At 58.1% G+C, this 26,504-nt stretch carries 16 protein-coding genes and 4 pseudogenes; 14 read left to right on the top strand and 6 right to left on the bottom strand.

All coding sequences use genetic code 11. The annotated features are described in order from the left end of the window. Positions 1-119: 119 nt before the first annotated feature. The 7 genes and pseudogenes from AYJ54_RS18200 (at position 120) to nifA (ending at position 10,197) form a co-directional block, all read left to right on the top strand. The gene (locus AYJ54_RS18200; protein ID WP_063700794.1) at positions 120-2,186 is read left to right on the top strand and encodes a carbamoyltransferase family protein; all 2,067 of its coding nucleotides are present in this window, start codon (positions 120-122) and stop codon (positions 2,184-2,186) included. Between the two features lie 48 nt (positions 2,187-2,234). After that, positions 2,235-3,239, top strand: a complete 1,005-nt coding sequence (locus tag AYJ54_RS18195; protein WP_063700793.1) for a nodulation protein NodZ — start codon at positions 2,235-2,237, stop codon at positions 3,237-3,239. 105 nt (positions 3,240-3,344) lie between these two features. After that, positions 3,345-4,523 carry a nodulation protein NoeE gene (gene noeE / locus AYJ54_RS18190; RefSeq protein WP_063700791.1) on the top strand — a complete coding sequence of 393 codons (1,179 nt, stop codon included), beginning with the start codon at positions 3,345-3,347 and terminating at the stop codon, positions 4,521-4,523. A gap of 118 nt (positions 4,524-4,641) precedes the next feature. Beyond that, entirely contained in the window at positions 4,642-5,283 is a 642-nt protein-coding gene (locus AYJ54_RS18185; protein ID WP_082905714.1) for an FkbM family methyltransferase, read from the top strand. 361 nt (positions 5,284-5,644) lie between these two features. After that, positions 5,645-6,713: pseudogene (gmd, locus tag AYJ54_RS18180) on the top strand (GDP-mannose 4,6-dehydratase). Continuing rightward, positions 6,694-7,638, top strand: a complete 945-nt coding sequence (fcl, locus tag AYJ54_RS18175; protein ID WP_063700790.1) for a GDP-L-fucose synthase — start codon at positions 6,694-6,696, stop codon at positions 7,636-7,638. The pseudogene gmd and the gene fcl overlap by 20 nt, the downstream one beginning before the upstream one ends. Positions 7,639-8,370: 732 nt before the next feature. Then, the gene (gene nifA, locus AYJ54_RS18165; protein ID WP_082905717.1) at positions 8,371-10,197 is read left to right on the top strand and encodes a nif-specific transcriptional activator NifA; all 1,827 of its coding nucleotides are present in this window, start codon (positions 8,371-8,373) and stop codon (positions 10,195-10,197) included. 328 nt (positions 10,198-10,525) lie between these two features. Here the strand turns inward: nifA and AYJ54_RS47350 are convergent, their stop codons facing one another. Beyond that, the gene (locus AYJ54_RS47350) at positions 10,526-10,771 is read right to left on the bottom strand and encodes a hypothetical protein (RefSeq protein WP_082905713.1); all 246 of its coding nucleotides are present in this window, start codon (positions 10,769-10,771) and stop codon (positions 10,526-10,528) included. A gap of 1,357 nt (positions 10,772-12,128) precedes the next feature. On the opposite strand from AYJ54_RS47350, the gene AYJ54_RS18160 reads away from it, so the two are divergent. The 3 genes from AYJ54_RS18160 (at position 12,129) to AYJ54_RS18150 (ending at position 14,959) form a co-directional block, all read left to right on the top strand. Beyond that, positions 12,129-12,449: a hypothetical protein gene (locus AYJ54_RS18160; protein ID WP_136623778.1), complete on the top strand. Its 321-nt coding sequence runs from the start codon at positions 12,129-12,131 to the stop codon at positions 12,447-12,449. Positions 12,450-13,286: 837 nt separating this feature from the next. Next, a complete protein-coding gene (locus AYJ54_RS18155) occupies positions 13,287-14,618 on the top strand; it encodes a type II toxin-antitoxin system HipA family toxin (RefSeq protein ID WP_063700788.1) in 1,332 nt (443 codons plus the stop codon). A gap of 11 nt (positions 14,619-14,629) precedes the next feature. After that, on the top strand, positions 14,630-14,959 hold the full coding sequence (locus tag AYJ54_RS18150) for a helix-turn-helix domain-containing protein (protein WP_051311156.1): 330 nt from the start codon (positions 14,630-14,632) through the stop codon (positions 14,957-14,959). Positions 14,960-15,051: 92 nt separating this feature from the next. On the opposite strand, the pseudogene AYJ54_RS18145 reads toward AYJ54_RS18150, so the two are convergent. Continuing rightward, positions 15,052-15,731 (bottom strand): annotated as a pseudogene (locus AYJ54_RS18145) (ATP-binding cassette domain-containing protein); the annotation flags it as partial. Positions 15,732-15,738: 7 nt separating this feature from the next. Between AYJ54_RS18145 and AYJ54_RS54005 the strand changes: the two are divergent. The 3 genes and pseudogenes from AYJ54_RS54005 to AYJ54_RS52445 all read left to right on the top strand — a co-directional run. Further along, positions 15,739-15,921 (top strand): LysR substrate-binding domain-containing protein, encoded by a 183-nt coding sequence (locus AYJ54_RS54005; RefSeq protein ID WP_082905710.1) that lies wholly within the window; start codon positions 15,739-15,741, stop codon positions 15,919-15,921. A 249-nt stretch (positions 15,922-16,170) separates the two neighbouring features. After that, a complete protein-coding gene (locus AYJ54_RS47335; protein WP_082905709.1) occupies positions 16,171-16,788 on the top strand; it encodes a GNAT family N-acetyltransferase in 618 nt (205 codons plus the stop codon). Positions 16,789-16,910: 122 nt separating this feature from the next. Beyond that, positions 16,911-17,097, top strand: a pseudogene (locus AYJ54_RS52445) (P-type conjugative transfer ATPase TrbB); the annotation flags it as partial. A gap of 123 nt (positions 17,098-17,220) precedes the next feature. On the opposite strand, the gene AYJ54_RS18135 reads toward AYJ54_RS52445, so the two are convergent. The 4 genes and pseudogenes from AYJ54_RS18135 to AYJ54_RS18115 all read right to left on the bottom strand — a co-directional run. Beyond that, on the bottom strand, positions 17,221-19,377 hold the full coding sequence (locus AYJ54_RS18135; RefSeq protein WP_063700783.1) for a peptidase domain-containing ABC transporter: 2,157 nt from the start codon (positions 19,375-19,377) through the stop codon (positions 17,221-17,223). Positions 19,378-19,405: 28 nt separating this feature from the next. Further along, positions 19,406-20,470 carry an HlyD family secretion protein gene (locus AYJ54_RS18130; protein WP_430641437.1) on the bottom strand — a complete coding sequence of 355 codons (1,065 nt, stop codon included), beginning with the start codon at positions 20,468-20,470 and terminating at the stop codon, positions 19,406-19,408. A gap of 3,161 nt (positions 20,471-23,631) precedes the next feature. Then, complete coding sequence (locus AYJ54_RS47315; protein WP_245329062.1) at positions 23,632-24,186, bottom strand: YecA/YgfB family protein; 555 nt, start codon at positions 24,184-24,186, stop codon at positions 23,632-23,634. Positions 24,187-24,230: 44 nt separating this feature from the next. Continuing rightward, positions 24,231-24,497, bottom strand: a pseudogene (locus AYJ54_RS18115) (transposase domain-containing protein); the annotation flags it as partial. Positions 24,498-25,010: 513 nt separating this feature from the next. On the opposite strand from AYJ54_RS18115, the gene ltrA reads away from it, so the two are divergent. Beyond that, complete coding sequence (gene ltrA / locus AYJ54_RS18105; protein ID WP_082905706.1) at positions 25,011-26,339, top strand: group II intron reverse transcriptase/maturase; 1,329 nt, start codon at positions 25,011-25,013, stop codon at positions 26,337-26,339. Positions 26,340-26,504 lie beyond the last annotated feature (165 nt).

The raw sequence follows: 26,504 nt of genomic DNA, 5'->3' as shown, positions 1-26,504 counted from the left end.
GAGAATTCTTTCAGGGGCCGTAACGCCTGGTTGAGGTTCGTAGCGGCAAACGACGGTAGGCGGTGGTGAAATAGGACGGTCTACGGCCGGTAGGCGTCCCAGTTATTTTGGAGAGTGACATGCTGTGTCTCGGATTGAGTGGTGGACTGGACAAAGTATACGAAAACACGGTCGGACCGCAAAATACGTTCATGCATGACGGCGCTGCCGTTCTGGTCCAGGACGGCCGTGTGCTGGCGGCCGTCGAAGAAGAGCGGCTTAATCGAATTAAGCACTCCAACAAATTCCCAGGACGCGCGATTCGATACTGCCTTGCGACCGCGGGCGTGCAGCTTGGCGATCTCGATCGTATCGCGTTCTATGCGACAGAGACCTACTGCAACGCCATGCTCGAAAGCATGTTTGCCTCGCAACCGAAGGCCAATATTCCGCTTGATGCCAAACTATTGCTAAGGACGTTGTTGGCGCAGGAATTCGGCACCGAAGTTGATGCCTCGCGGCTCTCGTTCGTTGGTCATCATCAGGCCCACGCCGTAAGCGCATTTGCGATGTCAGGCTTCGAGGAGAGTCTCGTTCTCTCGATCGACGGCGGAGGGGATTTCCTGTCCGGCATCTTGGCGGTCGGGTCTGGAACAGAAGTGAGGCAACTCGAGGCCTTCCCCGAGCAGAATTCCTTGGGACTCTTCTATCTCGAGACGATCCGGTATCTCGGTTATGGCTTGTTCGATGAGTACAAGGTCATGGGCCTTGCGCCCTACGGGGATCCTGCTGTCTATCGCAAGCTCTTTGAGCAGTTCTATGAATTGCACCCGAACGGGGGCTACCGGGTTTGCCTGGAAGGCATCGGTCCCACCTTGCTCCGCAATATCCAGCCCCGCAAAAAGGGAATGCCGTTCACCCAGCAGCATCGAGATGTGAGCGCTTCACTGCAAGAGGCGCTGGAGCGGATTGTGTTCCACCTACTCCGGCATCATCGGGAAGCGACGGGCCTGAAGCGGCTTTGTCTGGCTGGAGGGGTCGCTCACAACTGCACGATGAATGGTAAGCTTCTGTACTCCGGGCTGTTCGAGGATATCTTCGTGCAGCCGGCGGCGCACGATGCGGGGTGCGCATTGGGCGCGGCGCTGATGATGTCTGACGAAGTGGGTCGCCCCGCGCCGCGTGAACGGCTGAAAGAGGTGTACTGGGGACCCGATCTCGCGTCTGAGCACGAGTTGGAGCAGGAACTAAAAGCATGGGCCGGGCATCTCGAAGTAGAGCGCTGCGACGACGTGGCGGGCCGGGCGGCGGACTGGATGGCGAGCGGCGCCGTGATCGGGTGGGTGCAGGGCCGATCGGAGTTCGGGCCACGTGCACTTGGCAATCGGAGCATTCTTGCCGACCCCCGGCCTGCAGCGAACAAGGACCGCATCAATGCGATGGTCAAGAAGCGCGAGGGCTATCGACCGTTCGCGCCATCGGTGCTGGAGGAGGATGCGCCAGACTATTTCGAGCTGCCAAATGGCGCGCGTGAATTCCCGTTCATGAATTTTGTCGTTCGCGTGCGTCAGTCCAAGCGGGACCTGCTGGGCGCCATTACCCATGTCGATGGAACGGCGCGGTTACAAACGGTATCGTGCAACTCGAATCCAACTTATTGGGCGCTCATCAATGAGTTCAAGAAGCGAACTGGAATTCCCGTTCTGCTCAATACCTCCTTCAACAACAATGCCGAGCCTATCGTGGATACGATTGCAGATGCAGTCGCCACGTTCCTGACAACTGAGCTGGACGGTCTAGTGGTAGGTCCATTTCTCATAAAGAAGCGGACCGCAACGCTTGAAGATTGGTCAGCGCTGGCGGTTTCGCTGCCGCCTTACGCATCACTCCATCGTGTCCGCTCCTTTACAGCGCCCGATCGTCAGGAGACGGTCTCTCAGATACGTACGAACGCTTCCGCCGGAGATGGGTTGCGGATTTCGGATGACTTGTTCGATCTCCTGATGCGCGTTGAAGGGGAGGGTGTGCTCGGACATCTCCTGGATGTAGTGACGTCAAATATGGCCAGGCGTGAAGCTCTGGTTACGGAGCTGCGCGGACTTTGGGAGCAGCGACGCATTCAGTTGCGTCCCTCAACGCGGCTCGCATCCACGGCCGCGACCAAGCAGCGATCTCGGGATGACCGGCACGCAATGAATATGGCTTGAGTCATGTCCCCAACCAACGATCGACGGCGCGAGCTTGGTGGTGAGCCGATGCAAAATCGGTTTGTGATTTCGAGACGGCGCACCGGCTTCGGTGATTGCCTGTGGTCGCTGGCGGCGGCCTGGAGTTACGCGCAACGGACCAGAAGGATGCTCGTCATTGACTGGCGCGGCTCCTGCTATCTCGATCAGCCCTTCACGAACGCTTTTCCGGTTTTTTTTGAGCCGGTTGAAGACATCGCCGGCGTACCGGTCATTTGCGATGATCGGATCAATCGGGTCGCATTTCCGGGTCCCTTCTTTCCGTCCTGGTGGAATAGGCCGCACATCGACTGCGCCTACCGCCCGGATGAACAAATTTTTAAAGAGCGAGACGAGCTTGGTAAGCTTTTCGAGTCCCAAGCGGATTGCGACGCTGGCACCGTGGTGTGCGATGCCTGTCTGATGTGGCGATGCGATCAGGATGCAGAACGACAGATCTTTCGGCAGCTTAGGCCGACACTAGAGATTCGGGAACGGGTTGAGGCAATCTACGAGGAGCACTTTAGAGGCTATAACGTTATCGGAGTTCATGTTCGGCACGGTAACGGTGAAGATATTATGGGGCATGCGCCCTATTGGGCCGATCCGGAGTGTGCATTGCGGCAGATACGCGATGCCGTCGACATGGCAAAGGCACGGCCGGATCCAAGACCTGTGAAGGTGTTCTTGTGTACTGATAGTACGTGGGTCCTCGATCGGATTTCAGATGTGTGTCCGAATCTCTTCACTGTGCCAAAGCGCTTCCAGGCGCATCAGGCCGGACCATTGCATAGTGCCATGCTCGGTTTTGAAGGCGGCTGTTCCGCTCTCGTCGAGATGTATCTCCTTAGTCGTTGCGAGACCCTGATCCGCTTTCCGCCGACCAGCGCCTTCACGCGGTATGCGAGCCTGTTCGTGCCACGCGTTATCGAGTTTGATTTGAATAATCCGGCTCGTTTGATCCTGAAAGAAGAACAGTTGAACGAGTGCTCTGGTGCCTCCGTCGAACATCATGTCGTTCGACAATCTATTTAACGAAGCTGTCACTCACGCTTGGGGGCCTATTCGGCCTATTCCAGTGTCGCTGCAGATCCAAGAGTGTCTCGCGGTCGGCTCCGGACAACAAGGTAAGGAATGATGATGCGTAATCCCAAGGCGTTCCCCGAGGTTTGCTTTCTTCTCGGTCTTCCCCGCTCGGGAACGACGCTGCTCGCGCATTTGCTGCAGCAGCATCCTGACATATTGGCCCCGCCAGAGCCTTGGCTACTGTTAGCCCTTGAGGCGATGGGTACGGTGGACCACCGCCACCCGGCGGGCTCGTCCCTGATTCGGGCCGCGACTTCCGAGTTTTTCGGTCGAACAGACCAGTCAAGTGTCCATCGCGCCTTCGCCGATGCAGCTTACGGTCAGTATTTGGCGGCGGCGAGCAAACGCATCTTCATCGACAAGACGCCGCGCTATTGGATGGTGCTCGGCTTCCTCGAGGCCCTCTATCCAGAAGCGCCACGGATCCTGCTGATCCGCAATCCATATGCGATTGCCGCATCGCTCAAATCGACATGGGGAATTCCCCTCCACTCGGCGAGCTGCCCGTCCGCCATTGGAGCCTGTCTCGCCGATCTTGTGCGCGGCCAGCCGACGCCGGCTATCGCATCCTCCCTCGCAGATCTCGTTCTTGGCCTTCCCGCCCTTGCCGAGCAGCGCGGCCACCCTCAGACGCAGGTAGTTCACTACGAACGTCTGGCGGCGGGGCCCGACGAGGAAATCCAGCGCTTGATCGCTTCGCTTGGCTGCGATCCAGCAGCTATTGAATCGGGGGCGACCGAGAAAACGGACTACCTGCAATCCGGCAGCTTCGGAGACCGAAACATATTGGAGAGAACAGCAGTCGGTTCTCGCTCGATCCAGGCTTGGCAAACGGCACTGAGCGTAGAGGAGATGCAAGCGGTAACTGATCTCGTTGGGCCCGAACTCCTGCTGGATCTCGGGTATGAGGAAGAACTGCAGTATGCGCGCAAAGCCGGCGTTTTGGATAGGGGACGGGCAGTAACCGAACGCTATCGTCGGCTATTTCGAACCGGCTGGAATATGCTCGGCGGCACGAGAGGAACATCATTCGACATTTCGGCTCAATCTGTGGCGGGCGCAGCTCCGAAGCAAGCTGAAGAGAGCTCGTCACCGGCTCTTGATCCTTCCGGGGCGGATGGGCCAGAGCATACCGGCAAATCCAACGTTGAGGAGAATCTGAAGCTGGTCAATTCGGTGGTTCGCGACTTGGAACAGGCGCTCGCGGCTTCGAAGGTCGATCAGCGGTCGTGAGGCGTTTTTCAACCGGCGCATTGAATTGTCAACGAAATACCGCGGCTTCTCGGAGCCAGACCAAGGTCTATCCAGCGGACTGCAATGGACGTTTCGAACGCATGAAGGAGAACTTGTCTTGGTAACAGTACATGAGCACATCATCTCGCTTCTTCAAAAGCCAGATCCTGTCATTCTGGACATCGGCTGCAATGACGGAACAGATAGTCGATGCTTTCTCGAGCTGTGTCCGGAGGCCAAGCTCCATTGCTTTGAGCCGGATCCGCGAGCGGCAGCCCGGTTCAAAACGAAGATGGAGCCGCACCTCGACAAGGTCGCGCTGTTTGAGGTCGCTATCAGCGATCGAAATGGAACCATCGACTTCCATCCAAGCAATGGAGAGGGCGAGGCCAAAGAGTGGGATCTATCCGGCTCGATACGTCGACCGAAGAAGCATCTTGTCGAGTATGATTGGGTTCGATTTGATCGCCCCATTCCGGTTGAGACTCGGAGGCTGGACGATTGGTGCGACGAAGCGGGTCTGAAGAAAATCGATCTCATTTGGATGGATGTACAAGGGGCCGAAGCGGACGTCATCGATGGCGGCAAAGAAATCTTGGACAAGACTCGGTTTCTCTACACGGAATACAGCGACAAGGAACTCTATGAGGGGCAGCTCTCGCTACAGGCCATTCTCCGACTGTTACCCTCGTTCGAGGTTGTGATCCAATATCCCCGGGAAGTTGAGGGGGATGTATTGCTCAGGAATACGAGCCTTTAGGACGCATCGTTCTGCTCCCGTCCAGCGACAGGCGTGCTTGCCACGCTGGTACGCCTGGCAGATGCGCGAGCGCTCACCAAATGCGCTCGCGAGCCGTCTTTAAAGTAAATGAGACGACGCGATCGCCTTGCCGAGCAAGCAATGTCAAGTTTTGACGGGTCCTCGACGGCTTCCCGATTTCGGGCCTTTGAATTCGCGCGCAGACACCCTGGCTTATCCCAAGCCGCGTGAAGCCCGCCTAAGCAAGCAAAAGGGCCGAGACCTCATCTGGCTATCGACCAGTTCGAACATTTGCGTCGGGCTCTGGTGCATTGTTAGCGTTCATCTTAGGACAAAGCGGAGAGAAAGATCGGCTTGGGCAATGCGTGAGCGTATCGCTTTAATCACCGGAGTCACCGGACAGGACGGGGCCTATCTCGCCGAATATCTGCTGTCGCTCGGCTATGTCGTGCACGGGATCAAGCGGCGCTCGTCCTCCTTCAACACCGCGCGTGTCGATCATCTCTACCAGGACCCGCATGTCGGCAACGTGCCGTTCCTGATGCATTACGGCGACATGACGGACTCGACCAATCTGATCCGCCTGGTGCAGCAGATCCGGCCGACCGAGATCTACAACCTCGCCGCCCAAAGCCACGTCGCGGTCAGCTTCGAGAGCCCGGAATACACCGCCAATGCCGACGCCATCGGCGTGCTGCGCCTCCTGGAAGCGATCCGCATCCTCGGCATGGAGAAGGAGACGCGGTTCTACCAGGCCTCGACCTCCGAGCTCTATGGCCTCGTCCAGGAGATCCCGCAGAAGGAGACGACGCCGTTCTATCCGCGCTCGCCCTACGGCGTCGCCAAGCTCTACGGCTACTGGATCACGGTGAACTACCGCGAAGCCTACGGCATGTTCGCCAGTAACGGCATCCTGTTCAACCACGAGAGCCCGATCCGGCGAGACCTTCGTGACCCGCAAGATCACCCGCGGCGTCGCCCGTATCGAGGTCGGTCTGGAACAGACGCTCTATCTCGGCAATCTCGAGGCCAAGCGCGACTGGGGCCATGCCAAAGACTATGTCGAGGGCATGCACAGGATCCTGCAGGCCGACAAGCCCGGCGATTTCGTGCTCGCCACCGGCGAGATGCGTTCGGTGCGCGAGATGGTCGAGCTCGCCTTCGCGCAGGTCGGCCGCCGCATCGAATGGCGCGGCAAGGGCGTCGAGGAGACCGGCGTCGATGCCAAGAGCGGCAAGACCGTGGTGAAGATCGATCCGACCTATTTCCGGCCCACCGAGGTCGATCTGCTGGTCGGCGATGCCAGCAAGGCGCGCGAGGTGCTCGGCTGGACGCCGAAGCGCACCTTCGCGCAGCTCGTCGAGGAGATGGTGGCGGGGGACCTGGCGGAAGCCAAACGAGACATCGCAAATGCCCAGCGCAGCGTTTGAGCTGACGGGCAAAAGCGTCTACGTCGCCGGTCATCGCGGCATGGTCGGCGCTGCGCTGGTGCGCCGGCTCGCGCGCGAGGATGTCAAGCTCATTACAGTGGATCGGCGCGAGGTCGACCTCCGCAACCAGGCCGCCGTGTTCGACTGGTTCGGACGCGTGCGGCCGCAGGTCGTGTTCCTCGCCGCGGCCAAGGTCGGCGGCATCGTCGCCAACAACACGCTGCGCGCCGAGTTCATCTACGACAACATCGCGATCGCGGCGAACGTGATCCATGCCGCGCATCAAAACGGCGCCGAGAAGCTGATGTTCCTCGGCTCCTCCTGCATCTATCCGAAGCTGGCGGCCCAACCGCTCCGCGAAGACTCGATGCTGACCGGCCCGCTGGAGCCGACCAACGAGCCTTATGCCATCGCCAAGATCGCCGGCATCAAGATGGCGGAGGCCTATCGCAGCCAGTACGGATGCGACTTCATCAGCGTGATGCCGACCAATCTCTACGGCCCCGGCGACAATTATCACCCCGAATTGAGCCACGTCGTCGCCGCGCTGATCCGGCGCTTTCACGAGGCCAAGGTTACGGATGCAAAAAGCGTCGTGGTCTGGGGCACCGGCACGCCGCGCCGCGAATTCCTCTATGTCGACGACATGGCCGATGCCTGCGTGCACCTCATGAAGACTTACTCGAGTCCCGAGCTCGTCAACATAGGCACCGGCGAAGACATCACGATCGCCGAATTCGCTCGCGTGGTCGCCGACATCGTCGGCTATCAGGGCGAGATCACCTTCGACGGCTCGCGGCCTGACGGCACGCCGCGCAAACTGCTCGATGTCAGTCATCTCGCTAGGTTCGGCTGGCGCGCGCGCACGTCGCTCGATGAGGGCATCAGGCGCACATATAAAGCGTATTTGCCGAGAGATGGCTGACACCGGATCTGGTTAGCTGTTTCAACTTACTGAGCCCATCTTGTGAGGGATGACAAGCGAGGTGTGAGTGGAATGGTCCCGTTCATGGGGGTGACGTTTTCCCGCCAGCGATCGAACCAGCAGTTCTTTCTGTTGCGGGCCAGCTGGCCGAGCGGTGGATTGGGCTTGCCGCCCACAAGTCTTTCGCGACGGGCAGCGGCGCTATCTGCATGTCGGCCCACCACGCCCTCTCGTTGCCGCGCCGATGCACGGTAAACTCGTCGCTGACCTTGCGACCGAGAGCCCTGGGTTTGGCAAACTTGAGATGATGGGCCTCGCATGGGGTCTGCTTGCAGACAAGGCAGGGCTGTTCCCGGACGACGGCCGGTGGGCTTTGCTGTACTTGCGGGGAGGGTCCTTGGGAAAGGCGAGCCCCACCTTCTGTGTGTCGGTGCATTCCCTCACTGCGATGCGTAAATCTCACGTGTGGTGATCGTCACGTCAGATTCTTCATCGCTAGAAGTGACGTGTAATTCGCATGGGCCCTCTGTGCGAAACCAGACGCACGTGATGTATGAAATCCGCCGATGTTTGGAGTCCGACAAGAAACTTGCGGACGCGACATTGGGTCGCAAAGCACCAAGACTTGAACTGGATCGTACGGAATGTAGAGAATGGCACGCTTACGTGTTTAGCGCCGCATCAGGCAGGTGTGATATCTCTGCGAAGCGTTGGTGCGAGATGGACTGTCAGATGGAAGGCGATACTCCGAAGTTTGAACGAGGTGCCTGGCAGAATGATCAGTGCGAAGAAGGCGCCGTCGAAACGCAGGCCACTTCCGAATGCGAGCGACATGAAGCCGAGACCGGCCGCTCCATCGTGGTCGCGTTGAACGAAACCGCACTGAGGGGCCTCGTCGAAATAACGCAAATACTCGCCAGTGCGTCTCGGCTTGAGGTTACGCTGGCGAATGTGGTCGACCTTCTGCAATCCTTCCTGCAGATGAGACATGGTGTGATTTCTTTGCTCGCAGATGATGACGAGCCCGAGATTGCGGTCGGTCCGGGATGGAGCGAGGGGAGCGATGAGCGCTACCGCATGCGCCTTCCGCAAAAAGCCATCGAGCAGATCGTTTCCACTGGCGCTGACTTTGTGGCCGAGAACATTGCCACGCATCCGGCGTTCAGTGCGGCAGATTTGGACGTGCTCGGCGCTTCCGATTACACGCGGGTGTCGTTCATCGGCGTCCCTATTGTCAATGATGAAAAGGTGGTGGGAACGCTGTCGATCGAGCGTGTGACGAACGACGAGCCAATGGTCCCACTCGAGCCCGACGTCCGCTTGCTCTGTATGATTGCCAAATTGGTTGGACAGTCAGTGAAGTTGCATCGCCTCGTCGGCCGGGACCGCAAACGTCTCATGTCAGAAAGCTATCGTCTTCAGAAGGAACTCTCCGAATTCAAGAACCAGAGGCGGGAGCGTAGGAAGGTGCATATCGACGGCATCATTGGCATCAGCCCGCCGTTACGTGGGCTTCTCGATAAGATCGCGGTGGTAGCAAAATCCAACGCAACCGTGCTGTTGCGCGGCGAGTCCGGAACCGGAAAGGAGCTCGTCGCCAAGGCTATCCATGAGCTATCGCCGCGTTCGAAACGCCCGTTCATCAAGATGAACTGCGCAGCGCTCGCCGAGACCGTGTTGGAATCCGAACTATTCGGTCATGAAAGGGGAGCCTTTACCGGTGCTCTCAATTCACGCAAAGGGCGTTTTGAGCTTGCTGACAAGGGGACGCTGTTCCTTGACGAGATCGGGGAAATCTCGGCCGCCTTTCAGGCAAAGCTGTTGCGCGTCCTGCAGGAGCAGGAGTTCGAGCGGGTGGGTAGCGCGCAGACCGTCAAGGTCAATGTCCGCGTGATTGCTGCGACCAACCGTGACCTCGAATTGGCCGTGGAAAAGAACGAGTTTCGCGCCGACCTGTACTATCGCATCAGCGTGGTTCCCCTGCTATTGCCTCCCTTGCGTGAGAGGCGCAGCGACATTCCCTTGCTTGCCGCGGAGTTTCTAAAGAACTTCAATCACGAGAATGGGCGTACGCTGACCTTTGATCCAAGTGCCATGGAAGTGCTGATGAGCTGTGGCTTTCCCGGCAACGTTCGCGAACTCGAAAATTGCGTGCAGCGTACCGCGACGTTGGCGCCCGGACCGTCCATTCTCAAGGACGATTTTGCCTGCCGTCACGGCCAGTGCCTTTCCGCGCTGCTATGGAAGGGCGGATCCAACGGAATGGCTCCGCGATCGGTACGGTGCGGAGAGCCTCCGGCAAAGCCGGTCATCGCGCCGGTTGAGGCGGGTCCGTTACTTCCTGGCCCAGCCCAGACGGGCGAGAATGAACCGGTGGCCTTGATGCCGGGTAATACCTCGCTTCTAAGGAGCGCGAACATGGCAGATCGTGATACCCTCATCGCCGCGATGGAAAAATCGGGCTGGGTGCAGGCAAAGGCGGCCCGTCTGCTTGGATTGACGCCGCGTCAAATTGGCTATGCGCTGCGGAAGTTTGGCATAGAGATTAAGAGGTTCTGAGCAGGCGACCAAACAAGCTTGGCCATTTCGGGACACCTCGCGCTGGGGTAGCGTGTTGAGCGGCAAAAGCGCGCGCCGAGATGTAGGCTCGGTAAACAGTTTTGCGTGGCGCTTTCCAGGCTGGAAGGCCTTCTAATCGCCCGCCGTCACTCGAAATCGGTCGACGCTCCCTATGCGGAACTCGGTGGACGAGGGCGAAGGCTGTCCCGAGTGCACGAAATGTGATCCAGGGGCCCCTCAAGACGACAGCAAGATGTTTGTTTCATCTCGATGCGCCTATAGCGGCAGATCCGAAAAGAGGGGAGAAGTCGTTGCGTGCGGCGTGGCGTCAGCTGCCGGGCCGCCGTCCCAACTCATTGCGTAGATTCCAGATGGCGCTGTTTGCCAGTTGAAAAGGATTATGTTCGCCACTCCGCGATGAGCGCTCAAGATGGGCGCGCAACCGCGCGCGCAACACGTCCCTCGCATTGTGGGTCAGGAACGGATCTTTCTCCACGAAGCGCCATGACTTCTCAAATGCCGCGCTCAGGAGAGGCTCGGATGTCCGGTTTCGTTCAGGCACAATGTCATCCATTCTAGCAACTCCAGCGAGATACTGTCGTCAACCACCACACCTCGCCTGGCCGAGATGTCGGAATTCGAGCGCCCAAATGTCAATAAAAGCGAGGTGTCCTGGTGGCCCTCAGCTCATTGACAGGCATCGATGCGTCGAGGGTTTACAGGCGCTTATTGAAGCGCTGATGACTGCGTCGCTATCAAGTGAGGCGAGTCTCACGTGGCGTGGCACTGCGGCAGTTTTATTTAGAATTGAAGCAGCTCTACTCGGCAGAGAAATCGTCTGCAGCTTCGCATCTGTCGCGATTTCGAACGATTGGCGTCCTCGCGTTCTGGGTGAGCTCTGCGAAATCGAACGCCAAGAGAGGTTTCCTTCTTCTGCATGGCATTCTTTTGGAATTACCTTCTGCCTATCATTCTGTCCTCAGTGCTCCGAATGACTGAAAAGCTGTGAGCGCTGTGAGTGCCCGGCGGTATCGAGTTGGGATGTGTGCCATCGCCTTCAGAACGCGACTTCGCGATCGCCTCCGGTTCGGCAGGCGTGACTATCTGATGCGTCCAAAACGGCGCCTGTGATTGAGCGGAGTTCGTAAGAAGCTGCCTGGCAGTCTCTTGGCCTTCCGCTTGCATGCGTATCTTCATGGCATCAAAGCAACCATTCTATGGTCCGCAACATTGGCGAAGTCGCGCCGAAGCGACGCGGTCGAAAGCAGCCTCACTGACCTGCCCCAAATCAAGGCGCAGGTTACTTAGGATCGCGGACGAGTATGAGCGGCTGGCCCGGCGCGCAGAAGAATCGAGATTCGGATCAGATTGGGACATGGATTCCAGCAATTCCTCTTAAGTTCATTGAACCCGCGTCGTATCACGGCCCCCGCGCAGTCTTCGAAAAACAAAACGCATCATTCATGAATCGGCCAAGCTCTGCAAATGAACGGTCCCCACGGCACGGCGAGATTCCGAAAAAGTGCGTCTTGAGGTTTCTCTCCGATGCACGTCGGTCCATGCCGTCGCGTATTGAGAGAGATAGAAGCAGAAGTCTCGTCACGAGTTGATCAGCGACCGGAATTCATGGCTGTATGGTGAGGCTGACGCTTCAAACGTGCCAACGCACTACCCCGAACTTTAGGGTGGGACACCGCCAAGAGACCCAACCTATTGTCGATGCGAGCAAGCGCGAGAAGCCGTGACCCACCGGATCTGGTAGGCGCAAAACAGCTTGAATCTCACGTAACGTCAGGGTGTAGCGTCGTCGCACAATAGGCCAAACTGCGGCCAAACTGCGGCCAAACTGCGGCCAAACTGCGCATGCGTCGACAGCGAATGTTCGCTTGTCTGACGCGGCCAGCTCACACAGCATGAATGAAGTACACAGCATGACGACGGGAGCAGATCCCCTCATTGAAGAGTCTCGTTGGTTGACGGCAGCGTTGCAGGAGCGCGCTCACGAGATATGGATTTGGTGTTTCTCACCTCGTGAGCGGATCGATTACATTCGAAAGAACCGCTCGCAGTTCGAGTTTCATAGCTACGGGCACCTGGTCGATGTGGTCCGCGGTCGGTGCTTCAATGGTTGTGCGTTGAAGCTGATCAATTGGCGCAATCGAGTAAGAGTCAACATGTGGCGTGCGGCCTCGGCATTTTGCATTGCCACTTGGTCGCTCATCATCTTCATTGCTATTTGGCTGCTAAGTTAGCTCAGGCCAGCGAGCAGCTGAAGTGCCGGGCGGAAGCCCTTGATGATACGGTGGTGAGGCGGGTAACGAGCATATCGATCGCTTGAGCTGCGGCGCGGCCGTTAACGGCCAGAGCCGGCTCGCCTTGGCGGCAGCGATTCCTTTGTATGCGATGACTGGAAGCTTGGGCCGCTCGACACTGGCGCCCCGTGCTGGGCTCCTCGAAGAGTGCTGTGCGCCATGTTCCAACATCGTCATCAGCCGGCTCTCCGTGGAGTAATGGTAGGCGCTCGATCCGTCCACAAACAAGACCCATTGCCTGATCTCGCCGGCGCAAAGCCGGCGACGAAATCCGCTCGCAACAAGCCTGCAAAACTCCGGCGATGACATCCGCGTTTCGGGAGGGCGAGTGGTTTTTGGGATGTTCTGGGTCCGCTCGTCACCGCCGCAGAGCGAGATAGTCACGGGTGTTGCCCAGTTGAACAAAGGCAACTGGGATCACTGGCGTAGTCAATCCACCCCTCGCTGACGCCTTCGCCAGCTCCTTTCATCGCCTGGGCTGCCGAGTTCTGGACGGTGAATCCGGGGGGGCGACCCGGCAACCGGCATTGGTGTCTTTCAGCGTCCGAGCCAATCTGCAAACGTGTCTGTCTGGTCAGCCTCGAGCAGGCGTATCCAGCCCCGCGACTGCTCTCACCAACGGGAAATCAGCTTGGCGGGCCGTTGCTAGCCACCGATCCGCATCGGCAGGAGCCAAATCTGGTCGTGATCGGTTCCGTTTAGCAAAAATTAACCCGCTATAATGGGTTGATTATTGCTCTTCCGATGCTTTATTCTACCTTATAAGGGGTAGATAAAATGAAGCTGACGATCCAGACCTTTATTGAGGGCAAATGGCGTGACGCCGCCCTCGTGACTTTGGAAGCTCCCGAGAAGGGCTACAAGAGCCCTTCCGGCACGAGCTACGAAGTGGATTATTTCGCGAAGTTCGGCGCTATTCCATATTCGGAAGACCGCCCCTTACGGGGCGTGCATGCCTACTCGGTCAATGCGCCAGTCGATCTGGCGGATCGTTCAGCCAAGACCTGGCCAGCGTTTTTGTTGGATTTCATACCCCAAGGGCGGCATGCCGAAAGGATCGCCCGATTTCTGGAACTTCCGGTCGACGCGCCGTCTACACAAATCCACCTCCTGATGAGAGCTGGCAGCTCTCCGGTTGGCAACATTCGAATCAAAGAGGCGTACGATCAGGAAGTAGAGCGCTTAGAGGGCATATCGCTCGGCGGCGTCACCATGAAGGATATTCTTGATCGCAGCGACGCATTTTTGGAGGTCGCTGATCGGTTTTCGATGCTTGCATCAGGCTCGAGCGGGCTGCAGGGCGACTGGCCAAAGGTTTCTCTAACCCGATCGCGCGACGGACTTTGGTACCCAAATTCGATGGTGCAGGATGGTGACGGTGTCGACTACATCATTGCAAAGCTTCTGCGCAGCGACGAGGGCATAGATCAGCGTATTCTGGAGTCGGAGGCGGGCTATTCGGAGGTCGCGAAAGAGTTCGGGATAGCGGTAGAGAGGACGAACACCTATGGCAGCGGGGTGCTCGTCATTCCGCGGTTTGATCGGAAGGTCACGGCCGATGGTTTGTTGCGCTACGGACAAGAGAGTTTGGTCTCGGCAATTGGTGTCGCAGAGTTCGCATATCAAAGCAGGCACGAAATCTACCTGAAGAAAATCCAAGCGGTTTCCTCCAATCCTCTGGAAGACACGACGGAGTACCTGCTTCGCGACATCCTGAACTTGGCCATGGGAAATCCCGACAATCACGGTCGCAACACCGCGCTCAGGAAGTTCCCAGATGGAAGCATACGGCTCGCCCCTTTGTTCGACTTCGCTCCGATGAAGATTGCGGCAGCGGGCATTGTCAGGTCTACGAAGTGGGGTTGCATGCTTGAAGGTGGGGGACAGGACATCGATCCGGACTGGCGGGAAGTCTGTGAGACGGTTTCGGGTCCAAACGTACCTGCTGAGAAGCTGATGGCCGCGTTGGCCGCCAAGGAAAATCTGTTGCGGGCACTTCCAGAGATCGCAACAAAACATGGTGTGCCAGACTCGGTTGTGACAAACGCGATAATTCGTAACGAAGATATGGCGAACGGTGTGGCTAAGCTACGCAATGTCCCAGCTTAGGGGTAATCGATATGGCTAGATGGCGTAAACCGACAAAGGAAGAGATTCGAGACCGTCGCACCGCGATTGCGGCGAAGGCTCGCGCTGGGGCGCTTCGTTTGCCGCAGGGAGTGGCGGAGATGCGCCGAGCGCTTGGACTCACCCAACTCGAATTTGCAAAGCTATTCAAGCTGACGCCGCGCCAAATCGCCGATCTTGAACGAGGAGCGGCAAATCCCACCGCGGAAACGCTGAACAGGATTGGACGCGTATTTGGATTTCAAGTTGGGTTCGTTCCGATCGCCGAGGCCTCGAAGGCTTCTCAGGAAGATGAGACGCATGTGCCCCCAGGCATACGCTAGTCTGAACTACCGAATGCCAACGGCTTCGGAGCAGCCACGAAGCAACGTGACAGCGCCCCGACACTCCTTCCGTCGCTTACGCGTAGTGTAGGCTATCGGGAAAATATTGAGATGGTCCTTGCCTGAACCTGTGAGCTGGATCCGGTTTGCGCCCGCCACAAGCGGGCGTAAGTGCCTCCAGCACTCAAGAGATCACGATGCTTTCCCTCCGCAACAATCCGCCGCTTGTCCAAGACCACGATCTTGTCGGCCCCACAAATGGCACTGAGTCGGTGACAGATGACGACAATGGTCTTACCGGCCCGACGCAGATCCTCAACCACCCGTAGCACAGACGCTTCGGCGACCGCGTCGAGAGAGGAGGTCGCCTCGTCGCGAATCAGGATCTCCGGATCCCGGTACAGAGCTCGAGCCAAGGCGAGGCGTTGCTTCTCGCCGCCGGAGAGGCGTACGCCGTTCTCGCCCAGATGAGCCTGGAAGCCACCAGGCCAGCGCTCGATCAACTCCCGCAGCCCCATTTGATCGCAGATTTGCAAGATCTTCTCGATGTCCGGCTCGCCCTCGCCGAGGGCGATGTTCTCGATCACCGAGCCCGAGAAGACGTCGATCGACTGCGGTACCGCGGCAACGATGCAACGATGCTGCGCAGTGGTACGGTCGAGAGGTCATGGAGGCCATAAGGGCCGAACCGGATACGTCCACTCTCAAGTGGGTAGACATTCTGCAGTAGTGCTGCAAGGGAGCTCTTACCTGAGTCGCTTTCCCCCACTACCTGGCAAGTGCGGTTTGCTCAGCGTTGCGCCAGCGCCGGCTTTCGGCCCGAAATTCGCTACGAAGTGTCTCAGCTTTCGGCGATGCATGGGCTGGTCGAGGCCGGTGTGGGCCGCGGCTTCGTCCAACACTTCTTCATGCGCCGTTCTTGTGCGCTACGACAACCCTCGGAGGATCGTCTGGTGGACTAATTCAAATCGCGGACCCGGCGAGATCGACTGGATCGCGAATTTCGAGCTGTCAGGTTTGGTAGTTGGATGGCAGCTTCAGCGATCCTAATGAACCTTCATATCAAGCGCAGGAACTGCGGCGGGCTCATCGGTTTTGGTGCAGGTGTGGTCCAAAGATCCCAAAACAGTGCCAAACGCAAGTTTGGCTCTGACGGCCGATGATTGACCTTCTGATCGAGCGTGGTCTCGACAGAAACTACGAGGTGTGGGATGGGCGAAGAAATTGCACACACTCACCTTTCGCAAACGTTTCGTGATATTGATGGTGCAGAGTTCACCGTCGGGCAATTGACGCGGGAACTCGCAGTCGCCAACACGCGAGGCATTGTGAAATTGCACAATCAGATTCCCTTCCAATCTTGGACGGAGCGTGATGTCCTGGCTGAAGGTGATGAGCGGCGGGCTTATACGGATAAATGGACTTTCAGCACCGTTGCTTTTGCAAAATCCAAACGCCTAATCGGCTTCTGCTTCGGCTTTAGGGTCCATCGTGACGCGATCTACAAGGAGCCTGGAGTATATCTCCATCGGATGGCTCTCGCCCCCGATATGATTGGAAGACGGATTGGAGCAATACTTTTGGCCGAAACGGCGCGCCGAGTATTTAGTCACATAGAGACAACAAGCTGTTTGGAGCCATTTTGGGTCTATGGTCAGACGAATGATGTCCCGAGTAATTCTCGAATTATTCAATTCTATCACGATGCGGGCTATCAAGTCTTCGACCGTAAGCCGTACGCCGATCGGGTGGATCTGGTGATGAGAATGTCAAAAATTGACTGCGAAACATCGCGCCACGCACAACTTCGCGATGCACAAAGGACCTGAAAATAAGCGAAGATTGTTTGCCGGGTACACTGAATTCGGCAGCTAAGCGCGCGGCCGGAAATCATCGATGCATTCTTCTTCCGCCCTAACCGGCCGTTACCACTTGCGGCCTCGGTGCGGAGGTCGGCGCGATGGACGCTGGTACAGCACTCGGTGCACTGCGTCGGCTCGAACAGCCTATCCAGGAAGCGGTCATCGTGGTCCTCGCGTGCCAACATCGCTGAAACCATCAACATCATCGCCGTGCTTTCAGGTCGTGACCATCGCGAGACATTCTCACTGGACGCCGCGACGGGCGCTCAGGCCTGATTGCACATATTGACGTTCTCTCGCTCTTGCGAGTGACATGGTCACAGCGCTCCGACAGGTCGTCGCCGAGTCGGCTTCCCGGAGGCGGCCGGCAAAACTCTGCGATGATCCCACCTGAACCTGTCAGCTGGATCCGCTTTGCGCCCGCCACAACCGAGCGTAGGTGCCTTCAGCTGTCAGCAGTTCAGCATGCCTTCCCTCGGCAGCAACCCGGCCCTTGTCCAAGACCACGATCTTGTCGGCCCCGCAAATGGTGCTGAGGCGATGAGAGATAACGATGATGATCTTGCCGGCCCGACGCAGATCCTCGACCACTCCCAGGACAAAGGCCTCGGCGACGGGGTCGAGAGAAGAGGTAGCCTCGTCCAGGACGAGGATCTCCGGATCCCGGTACAAAGCCCGAGCCAACCCAAGGCGCTGCTTCTCGCCGCCGGAGAGGCGTACGCCGTTCTCGCCTAGATAGGCCTGGAGACCACCGGGCCAGCGCTCGATCACCTCCCGCAACCCGATTTGATCGCAGATTTGCAGGATCTTCTCGATGTCCGGCTCGAACTCGCCAAGGGCGATATTCTCGATCACCGAGCCCGAGAACACGTCGATCGATTGGGGTACCGCAGCAACAACCTTGCACAGGGATGCGGTCGAGAAGTCCTGGAGGTCATAGGGCCCGATCCGGATGCGTCCACCCTCAAGCGGGTAGACATTCTGCAACAGTGCCGCAAGGGAGCTCTTGCCTGAGCCGCTTTCCCCAACCACGGCGGTCGTCTTGCCGCGGCCAAAGGTGACGTTGATATCCTGGAAAAGGCACGGCTGCGCGCCATGGCGGAAGGTGACGTTTTCCATGCGGATGTCGCCTAGGTCGCACTGGGTGGCATCAATGCTGCCACCGCTTGCCGGCTCCAGGTCGAAGATTTCGAACAGGCGATCCGCCGCGATAAAAGCATCCTGAACGATCCGATTGGTTTGGATCAGACTGGCAATCGGCCGGGTGATATAGCCGAGCAACGTGTAGCAGGACAGCAGTTCGCCGGGCGTGACAGTCTGATCGAGCGCAAGCGTCGTCCCGAACCACATCAGCACGATCGTGAATAGGGTGGAGAGAAAGGTCGAGGCATTATCTCCGAAGACCGAAATGAGGCCGGAACTATAGACCGAGTGCAGCATCTTGACGAAGCGGGTCTCCATCTTGAGATTGGCGAAGCTCTCTATGCCGAACGTCTTGATCGTGGACACAGCTCCGAGCGATTCAACCAGTTGCGCCTCCAGATCGGCAGCATCCTCCATAATTGCGCGTTGGCGCTTCCTATTCAGCCGGTTGATGGTCCAATAGACCAAGAGGTAGAGTGGGATAGAGGCCGCCACGACTAAGGCGATCTTCCACGAGTAGACGAACATCAGGGCGAACGAGAACAATATCACCAGCACGTTGACGAACATGGTGATCGAGACGTCGTTCAGGAAACTCCTGATCTTCACCGCGTCGTTCATGCGGGCGACGATTTCGCCCATGCGCATGCTGTCGAAGAACTTCTGCGGCAGGCTTAGGATGTGATTGTAGTAGCCGAGGATCAGGTAGACATCGATCTTCTGGCCGGTTTGCAGGGTAAACCGGTGTCTGAGGAGATCGATCAGGATCTGCGGCACCAGGATCAGCAGCATGGCAACGCTCATCAGGTTGAGCAGGTTGCGATTCCCCGCTGTGATCACATGATCGACGATCTTCTGGACGTAGATTGCCGTCGAGAGGCTGAGGATCGTCGTCACCAGCGCCCCGATGAGAGCCTGCGCCATCACCTCCCTATGTGGCGCAAGTAGGCGGGCGAAGCGGGCGAGGGGTGAAGTGGTTTCGTCGCGGCGCTTGAAGGCGTCAGCCGGAACCAGGAGCACCAGGACGCCAGTCCATTGCGCCTTGAAGTCCTCGTGCGACAGCTTCAGGATTTCGCCATAGGCGGGATCCATGACGGTGACCCACCGAGCATCGATGTTCTGGATGACGACGAAGTGGTGCAGGACCTCCTTGACGATGACGTGCGCGATGGCGGGCTTGGGAATCTTGTACAGGCTGTCGAACCCACCCTTTACGCCCTTGGCGATGAAGCCCAGCTTTTGAGCCGCTTGCGTGAGGCCCGACACCGTAGTGCCGGAGCGGTCGGTCGAGGCATACTGGCGGATGCGCGACAACGGCAGCTTGTAGCCATAGAAGGCAGCGACAGAAGCAAGACTGGCGGCTCCGCAATCGGTGATGTCGCGCTGCTTGCACTTGATCACCTTGCTTGACATGTCGGCTTGCTGTTCGAAAAATGAAGAATTAACGGGGCGCCAGGAGCGGATTGAGCCAATCGTCAACCTCAGTGTAGAGGAGTTGAAGGAGAGTGCGGTCGGCGACGAGGAAGCGGGCCCGCACGGTCATGCCTTTCTTCAGCTGACCCATCACCCCGCTTTTGAGAGCGAGGTAGCTGCGAGAGAGCGCGCAGCGGACCTTGAAGATCGGGGTCTTGTCGTGGAGGGTGAAGTCCTGGGCCACGTCGAGCACTGTTGCCTCGATGACACCCCATTGATTGTAGTTGAAGGCATCCACTTGGAGACGCACCGACTGGCCCGACCGAACGAAGCCGATGTCGTTGGGCGAGACGTAGATTTCCGCCACCAGCTCGCCGTCCGGCGAGATTCGAGCGACGGTTTGCCCCGCTTGGACATAGCCGCCGACGGTGAGGCCGGAAAATTGCTCTAGAGCACCGGACACGGGGGCTCGAATGTGGGTCAGATCCCGTTCGTTCTCAAGCTGATGCAAGGTGGCTGTGAGTTCCTTCAAGCGCAGGTTCGTGTCGAAAAGCTGCTGGTTCCATTCGGCGGATTTGCGCCGGGCGAGAATCTCGCCTTTGACCTCGATGCTCTGGAGGACGAAAGTCTTATCGTCGACGGCCTTTGCGGGCGCTGCAGCAACGGAGACCAGTCGTTTGGCGCGATCGAGTTCTGCCGCGGCGTTACTGCGAGCATATTCGTTCTCCCGCAGCAGGTTGAGAAAGTGCAGCCTCTCGGCCGTGGCGGACTCGGTCAGGAGGCCGATCGGGTCCTTGGCCTCTGCGCCGAAGGAGATCAGGGTTTCGAGGTCATGGGCAAGATCACTCTTCGCGCGAATTTCGCCTGTAAGTGCCCGCAGCTTTTCCTCAACCACCTCATCATCGAGGGCGAGGATCTCTCGGCTCTGGGTAACCAGCTCGTTCTCAACGGCAAGGATACGCGAGATGCGGCCGGACACGGGCGCGATCAGGGGCGTCTTCTCGATGGTGGGGCGAATGACACCGGCACTTTGAACAGAGACTGTTATGGTGGTGAGTGGGAGCGACACCAATACTGCAACCACAGAAAGCATAACGATCTTGTAGATCGCCAAAGATCGTCCTGATCGCCGCGAGAGGATGCTCTCCGCGGTGTAGCTGACAATTTCAGGAGGAAGTAAGGTATCGGTCATGTCACAAGTTCATTGGTTATGACGATTAGCAGTTCCGATCGAAACTGCTAATCGGTATTCAGTATGGTGCCTGGAGAACTTGCGTCACTTACGCTCTTCAAATCTAGCGGTGCCCGTGAAACCGACGCGCTATAAGTCCGCCTGCAACGATTGCGGCCGCCACAAACCCGACCACCAGAATCGGCCACCCTCCCGAAGTTTCAGATGCCTCTTCAGGAGTTAATTCCGTTACACTATAGGCTGACATATCTGTCTCCATGGGTTCGTTTTTCATTCTTGACTTCTCTTCGAATGAGTAGTTCGTCGTGAGCGACGGCCGGTCAGCGGCTACTGTCGCCGCAAAGGAGGTAAACTCAAGTGTCGTGCCAACTGCGCAGGAAGAGCCCCACAAGAACCGTTCTGCATTTTGTTCAACGGCTTAACTGCGAGCGCGGCGGTACGCCGACCGAACATGACCGTGTCTCGAACGCGACAAACCCGACCGCAGGAGGCAACGCAAGTACGCGGGGAGAGCGGAAACGAGTAGATGAAGGCGGAACGATTCGGTTTTCTGGTGGGGCGAATGGCGCCGGTAGCCGACAATTTCAGAAGGATTAAGACATCGGTCGTGTCACGGGGGCGTTTCCTTATGACGATTAGCAGTTTCCATGGAAACTGCTAATCTGCAGAGAGAGGAGAGTTTATGCCACTTATTTGCCAAGTCGGATCCGTATTGCCCCTTCCGCTATAGTTGCAGCTGCAAGGCCTACCATCGTCACAATTGCGAAAGCTATTTCCCAAAAAATCCCCCCGAAGTGGCAGATGCCTCGTCAGAAGTTAGTTCGGTCACTCCATAGGCTGACATATCGGTCTTCATTATTGCTTCCTTTTCAGATGAAAAGATCAGTCAGCGATGCCGATTGGTAGCTCCTGCCGCCGCGAAGAGAGAGAAACTCAAGTTTCGTGCCAACCGGGCAGGAAGAGCCCCGAAGAGCCGTGCGGCATTTTATCCAACGGCTTAACTGAGAGTGCGCGGGTACGCGGGCCGAACATCACCGTGTGGTGGACGCGACAAACTCAACGCAACTTGGCGCCCCGATCGGCATGCGAGCGGACTGGCAGCCGGACAATCTCGATTCGGTCTGTCACCTTATCCCCAATCACATTGCCGAGGCTCGTCATGGCAGCATTGCTTGTGTGCCGCGGCAGGCTGCCAGAAGCTGGAGAGCGTGCAAGCGCTTCACTCCCTCTTTGGTTTTCCAGCTGTGCCTCCAGGCTGAGCAAGCTAAGTTGTCAGTGAGTGCGTCCTGCCAGGCCTCCAGCTTGGCTCGCTCCGAGCTCAGGATTTCCAGGGGTATTGATATACGAGTGGCTCGGTCGGTATGGGCTCAAACTCCATCCGACCAAGACCCGCTTCGTAGACTTCACGTTCAAACGCCCTGGTGGGGATAGGCGGGGGCGGGACGACAAAATGTCGCGAATTCACGCGTGTATAAGGCTGCTTCTAACCCCGTCACAACTCCCAAAATCGGCCAGGACCCTCGTGCCGAAGTTGCGGATTTTTCTTCAGGAGTTAGTTCCGTTACACCATAGGCTGACATATCGGTCTTCATTGTTGTCTCCTTTTCAAACGAGTAGATCCGTCAACGATGCCGGTCGGCAGTCGCCGAGGTCACGCGAGAGAGAAACTCAAGAGTCGTGCCAACGGCGAAAAAAAATCTTCGGAAGAACCGTTCTGTATTCTATTCAACGGCTTAACTGAGGGGCAGCGGTGCGACGGCCGAACATCACGGTGTCGCGGACGCGACAAACCCGACAAGCGGGTAACGCAAGGTAGGAGAGCGGCGGCGAGTAGATGGTGCAGGCCCAGACTACGAAGAAGTTGCGATTCATGAGGTCACTCGATGCGGTTGGATGTACTTGGCGCCCGCGCGCACGATCTATACGCGAGTGCGCGACACTGCCAGCTCGGACAATCTCTTCCTGAAAGCGGTCGCGAATCTTCGGTCTGAACACCTCATCCTCAATCGCAATGCCGAGGCCGTAACGACAGTGTCGCTGGCTGCCAAAAGATTGAGAGCGTGCAGGCTCTTCATGCCGACATTGCGTTTTCCAGCTGCGTCTCCAAGCCGAGCAAGCTGGGTGTATCAGTGAACACGTCCCGCTCGGCCCCAGCTTGGCGCGTCCCTCTATTAGGGCTTGGGATTTCCGGGGGTATCGACATACGAATGGCTCGGCGGTATGGCTCAAACTCCATCCGACCAAGATCCGCTTCGTAGACTTCCAATTCAAACGCCAAGGTTGGCGTCATCTCGCGACAGCCGGAGCCGCATTCGACTTTCTAGGCTTCTCGCATGAATGGGGGGTCAAGGGAGGAAGAGTCCAGCTGCAATGGCTGCTGCTAGGCCCGCCAAAACTGCCACAGCCGCCCAGAACCACCCTCCCGAAATTGCGGATGCGTCTTCAGGGGTCAATTCGACTACGCCATAGGCTGACATATCGGTCTGCATTGTTATCTCCTTTGCAAATGAGAGCATCAGGCAGTGATGCCGGTCGGCAGCCGCTGCCGTCGCGAAAAGAGAGTAATTCAACCGTCATGCCAACCAGGAAAAAGCCCCAGAAAGGGCTGAACTGCGTGCGCGGCGGGAGAGCGGCAACGAGCAAGATCGTGCAAGTCCAGGACCATGAAGAAATAGCGATCCGGCGACGTCATGTTCATGCGACTGAATCTACTTGCCGCCCGCCTCGCGCGCTCTCGACCCCGAGGGCGCGGCGCCGCCATGTTTGCACTACTTATGTTCTAACCGCGCGTCCTTATTAGCCATTCCGCCCCTATAATGACAGCTGCAAGGCCTACTAGGCCCATAACTCCGAAAAAGATTGGCCAAAATAACCCTCCTCCCGAAGTTGCAGACGCCTCTTCAGAAGTTAGTTCGGTTACACCATAGCCTGACATATCGGTCTTCATTGATGTCTCCTTTTCAAATGATTAGATCATTCAGCGACGCCAGTCGGCGGCTCCTGCCGGCGCGAAAAGAGAGCGACTCAAGGGTAACCGGTATGAGCTCCCACGTCCGCGGTGATCAGCGTGTGCGTGGGTAGCGGATAGGCATCCAATACTGGCGCAAGGCCTCGACGGCCGCCGGGATCTCGGCGTAGGCGTTACGGCCGCCTTGCGGTGATCCGAGCGGCGGACGGCTCTGATCATCGCGACCATGCAGCAGGATGGGCAGCAGCAGGCCGTGATTGACGTTGCCGGCGTCCAGCAACGGCGCCCACGCCGACGGTCTGAGCTGCATCGCGGCATAGAAGCCCTGACACCACGGACGCGGATCGATATCGCCATTGACTTCGCGCCGGTGCATCGGCTCGAACCGATCGGGCGCGGTCGAGAGGGTGTTGCTGATCTCGTTATGGCGCAGCGCGACAGCGGAGATCGCAGCGAACTCCGGGGTGCCGCCGTGGTTGAAAGCATCGGCGTCGATGGCGAGCAGCGGGCAGATCCAGCCGAGCGGGCTCATCGACACCGGTCCGGCTACGATCGCGGCGGCATAGCCGTCGAGCATGGGAATGCTGGTGGCGGCAGGATGCCGATCGACGCGAGCCTGGAGCCATCGCTCGAGCTCCGCAAGCGGCATCGCGGCTGACGCCATCGACGATGCTGCTTTATGGCGACGCGCGTTCATGCAGCAGCCTGTGCGGTGCGATGGCGCGCCGCCTTCCAGTTCCAGGCGAGCAGCTCGCGCAGCTGATGGCTTCTGGTTCGCCCGGACACGATGCGCTCCAGCACATCGGTCAGGTAGGCCTGCGGGTCGAGTTCATGGAGTTTTGCCGTGTTCACGAGCGAAGCCAGGATCGCCCAGCTCTCGGCGCCGCCCTCGCTGCCGCTGAACAATGAGTTGCGTCTTCCCATCGCAATCGGGCGCATGGAACGCTCGACTGTGTTGCTGTGTGTGCCTTGCCAAGGCGCACTGTTCTCCCTGGTGGAAGTCCAGGCCGGCAAACTCTCGCTCCAGCCGGAAGTACTCGGAGCGGGTCAGGAGGCGACGAATGACCTGAAGCACTCTGAGAAAAGGCCCCTTCTGGGGGTCATCGGTCCGCGCGGGCCGCAACTTGCGAGTGAACACCGAGCAGGCTCCGAAAGCGTCATCGTGGGAGCCGACCCGCCATAGCAACGGGGAAGGCCGACGTCCGGGGGGAAGCGAGCGAGAAAAGCACCCCAGGATCCCACCGGGGTAGTGGTGGCAGCACGCGCGGGACATGGACAGTGGGCAACAAGGGAAGTCTGTCGCCGAGGAAGGATGACGAATCCGGACAACGACGAACCCGTGAGGGCCAGCGTCGGCAGCGGCAGATGGCGGATGGGTCCGTACTACCTATGACACCGGGTAACGCCGGAAGAGGGAAGGGACCCTGACTTGCCTCAAGCGAGAGAACGAAGCAAAGAGCACGGCGATTGACGATGAGTCTAACAACACCGGATATGCGCGTTCAGAAGCTGCAGAGCTCGCTACAGACGAAAGCTAAGACCGAACCGACATACCGCTTTTACTCTCTGTGGGACAAAATCTGCCGACCGGATGTCATGGAAGAAGCTTACCAAAGGTGCCGTGAAAACGACGGTGCCCCCGGGGTGGACGGCATAACATTCGAACAGATCGAAACCGAGGGACAGCAGCAGTGGTTGGAAAGTGTCAGACAGGAGCTGAAGGAGGGCACTTACCGTCCCAAGCCCCTTCTGAGAGTATGGATACCAAAGAGCAATGGCGGACGCCGACCACTCGGAATCCCGTGTATTCGTGACAGAATCGTCATGATGGCCACGGTCTTAGTGATCGGTCCCATCTTCGACGCGGACCTGCTGGACAACCAGTACGGATTTCGCCCGAAGCTTGACGCCAAGATGGCCGTGCGCCGCGTGTTTTGGCATATCAAGGACCGGGGACGCCGCGAGGTAGTCGATGCAGATTTACGCGACTATTTCACGTCGATTCCACACAGTCCGCTGATGCGATGCCTGACACGACGGATCGCCGATGGACGACTCCTCTCGACCATCAAAGGCTGGTTGACAGTCCCGGTAGTTGAACGGAGCGGAAGACGGACGATACAGACGGCAGATGCGCGAAAGTTTAAGAAAGGGACCCCGCAAGGCTCTCCTCTGAGTCCATTGCTGGCGAACATTTACTTCCGACGCTTTCTGCTGGCCTGGCGCGACCACGGACACCAAGAACAACTCGACGCCTACGTCGTCAACTATGCCGACGATCTCGTGATCTGCTGCCGCCCCGGCCAAGCCGAGGCGGCGATGAAGCGAATGACGGTACTGATGAGCAGGCTCGGGCTGGAGGTGAACGAGACCAAGACCCGCATCGCTCTATTGCCGTCGGAACGATTTACGTTCCTAGGCTACACGATCGGGCGGTTCTACGGAAAGGATGGACAAGCCTTCATCGGCACGCGTCCGTCCAAGAAAGCGGTCATGAGATTGCTCCGACGAATCCACGAACGCACGACGCCACAGTGGTACCCGGACACACCGGAGAACACCGTCGCCGTCATCAGTCGCCTTCTTCGTGGCTGGTGCGGTTACTTCGACCAAGGCCCTGTCATGAAGACCTATGACTTCATCAGGCAATACGTCGATCGGCGTCTGCGGCACTGGTTGATACAACGAACAGGAAAACGTGGCAGGGGCTTCAAAGAGTATCCGCAGGATTACCTGCACGATACCCTCAAACTCTTCCGCATCCCGACTCGTCGTAACGACCGATCGAGCGCGAAGGCCTGATGAGACAAGTGAAAGCCGGGTGCGGCAAATCCGCATGCCCGGTTTGACGAGCGGCGACTGGAAACGGAACTATGGTGCGAACTGCGACACCGGCAACTGGCGAAAGCAGCCGGAAACAGTAAAGCCTCGCTACCTACGGTCACCGCGCCAGTCGTCGACTCTACC

It is taken from the genome of Bradyrhizobium centrolobii, from assembly GCF_001641635.1.
GTDB lineage: Bacteria > Pseudomonadota > Alphaproteobacteria > Rhizobiales > Xanthobacteraceae > Bradyrhizobium > Bradyrhizobium centrolobii.
The sequence above is the reverse complement of the archived record's forward strand: the minus strand, read 5'-3'. Positions and strand labels throughout refer to the sequence as shown.

Excerpts from the sequence above, each read along its gene's own strand:
- ltrA (WP_082905706.1), top strand. The coding sequence starts at position 25,011 with ATGAGTCTAACAACACCGGATATGCGCGTTCAGAAGCTGCAGAGCTCG.
- fcl (WP_063700790.1), top strand. The coding sequence starts at position 6,694 with ATGCCCAGCGCAGCGTTTGAGCTGACGGGCAAAAGCGTCTACGTCGCC.
- AYJ54_RS47350 (WP_082905713.1), bottom strand. The coding sequence starts at position 10,771 with ATGGATGACATTGTGCCTGAACGAAACCGGACATCCGAGCCTCTCCTG.
- nifA (WP_082905717.1), top strand. The coding sequence starts at position 8,371 with ATGGAAGGCGATACTCCGAAGTTTGAACGAGGTGCCTGGCAGAATGAT.
- AYJ54_RS18135 (WP_063700783.1), bottom strand. The coding sequence starts at position 19,377 with ATGTCAAGCAAGGTGATCAAGTGCAAGCAGCGCGACATCACCGATTGC.
- AYJ54_RS47315 (WP_245329062.1), bottom strand. The coding sequence starts at position 24,186 with ATGCCGCTTGCGGAGCTCGAGCGATGGCTCCAGGCTCGCGTCGATCGG.
- AYJ54_RS18155 (WP_063700788.1), top strand. The coding sequence starts at position 13,287 with ATGAAGCTGACGATCCAGACCTTTATTGAGGGCAAATGGCGTGACGCC.
- AYJ54_RS47335 (WP_082905709.1), top strand. The coding sequence starts at position 16,171 with ATGGGCGAAGAAATTGCACACACTCACCTTTCGCAAACGTTTCGTGAT.
- AYJ54_RS18150 (WP_051311156.1), top strand. The coding sequence starts at position 14,630 with ATGGCTAGATGGCGTAAACCGACAAAGGAAGAGATTCGAGACCGTCGC.
- noeE (WP_063700791.1), top strand. The coding sequence starts at position 3,345 with ATGCGTAATCCCAAGGCGTTCCCCGAGGTTTGCTTTCTTCTCGGTCTT.
- AYJ54_RS18200 (WP_063700794.1), top strand. The coding sequence starts at position 120 with ATGCTGTGTCTCGGATTGAGTGGTGGACTGGACAAAGTATACGAAAAC.
- AYJ54_RS18160 (WP_136623778.1), top strand. The coding sequence starts at position 12,129 with ATGACGACGGGAGCAGATCCCCTCATTGAAGAGTCTCGTTGGTTGACG.
- AYJ54_RS18130 (WP_430641437.1), bottom strand. The coding sequence starts at position 20,470 with ATGCTTTCTGTGGTTGCAGTATTGGTGTCGCTCCCACTCACCACCATA.
- AYJ54_RS18195 (WP_063700793.1), top strand. The coding sequence starts at position 2,235 with ATGCAAAATCGGTTTGTGATTTCGAGACGGCGCACCGGCTTCGGTGAT.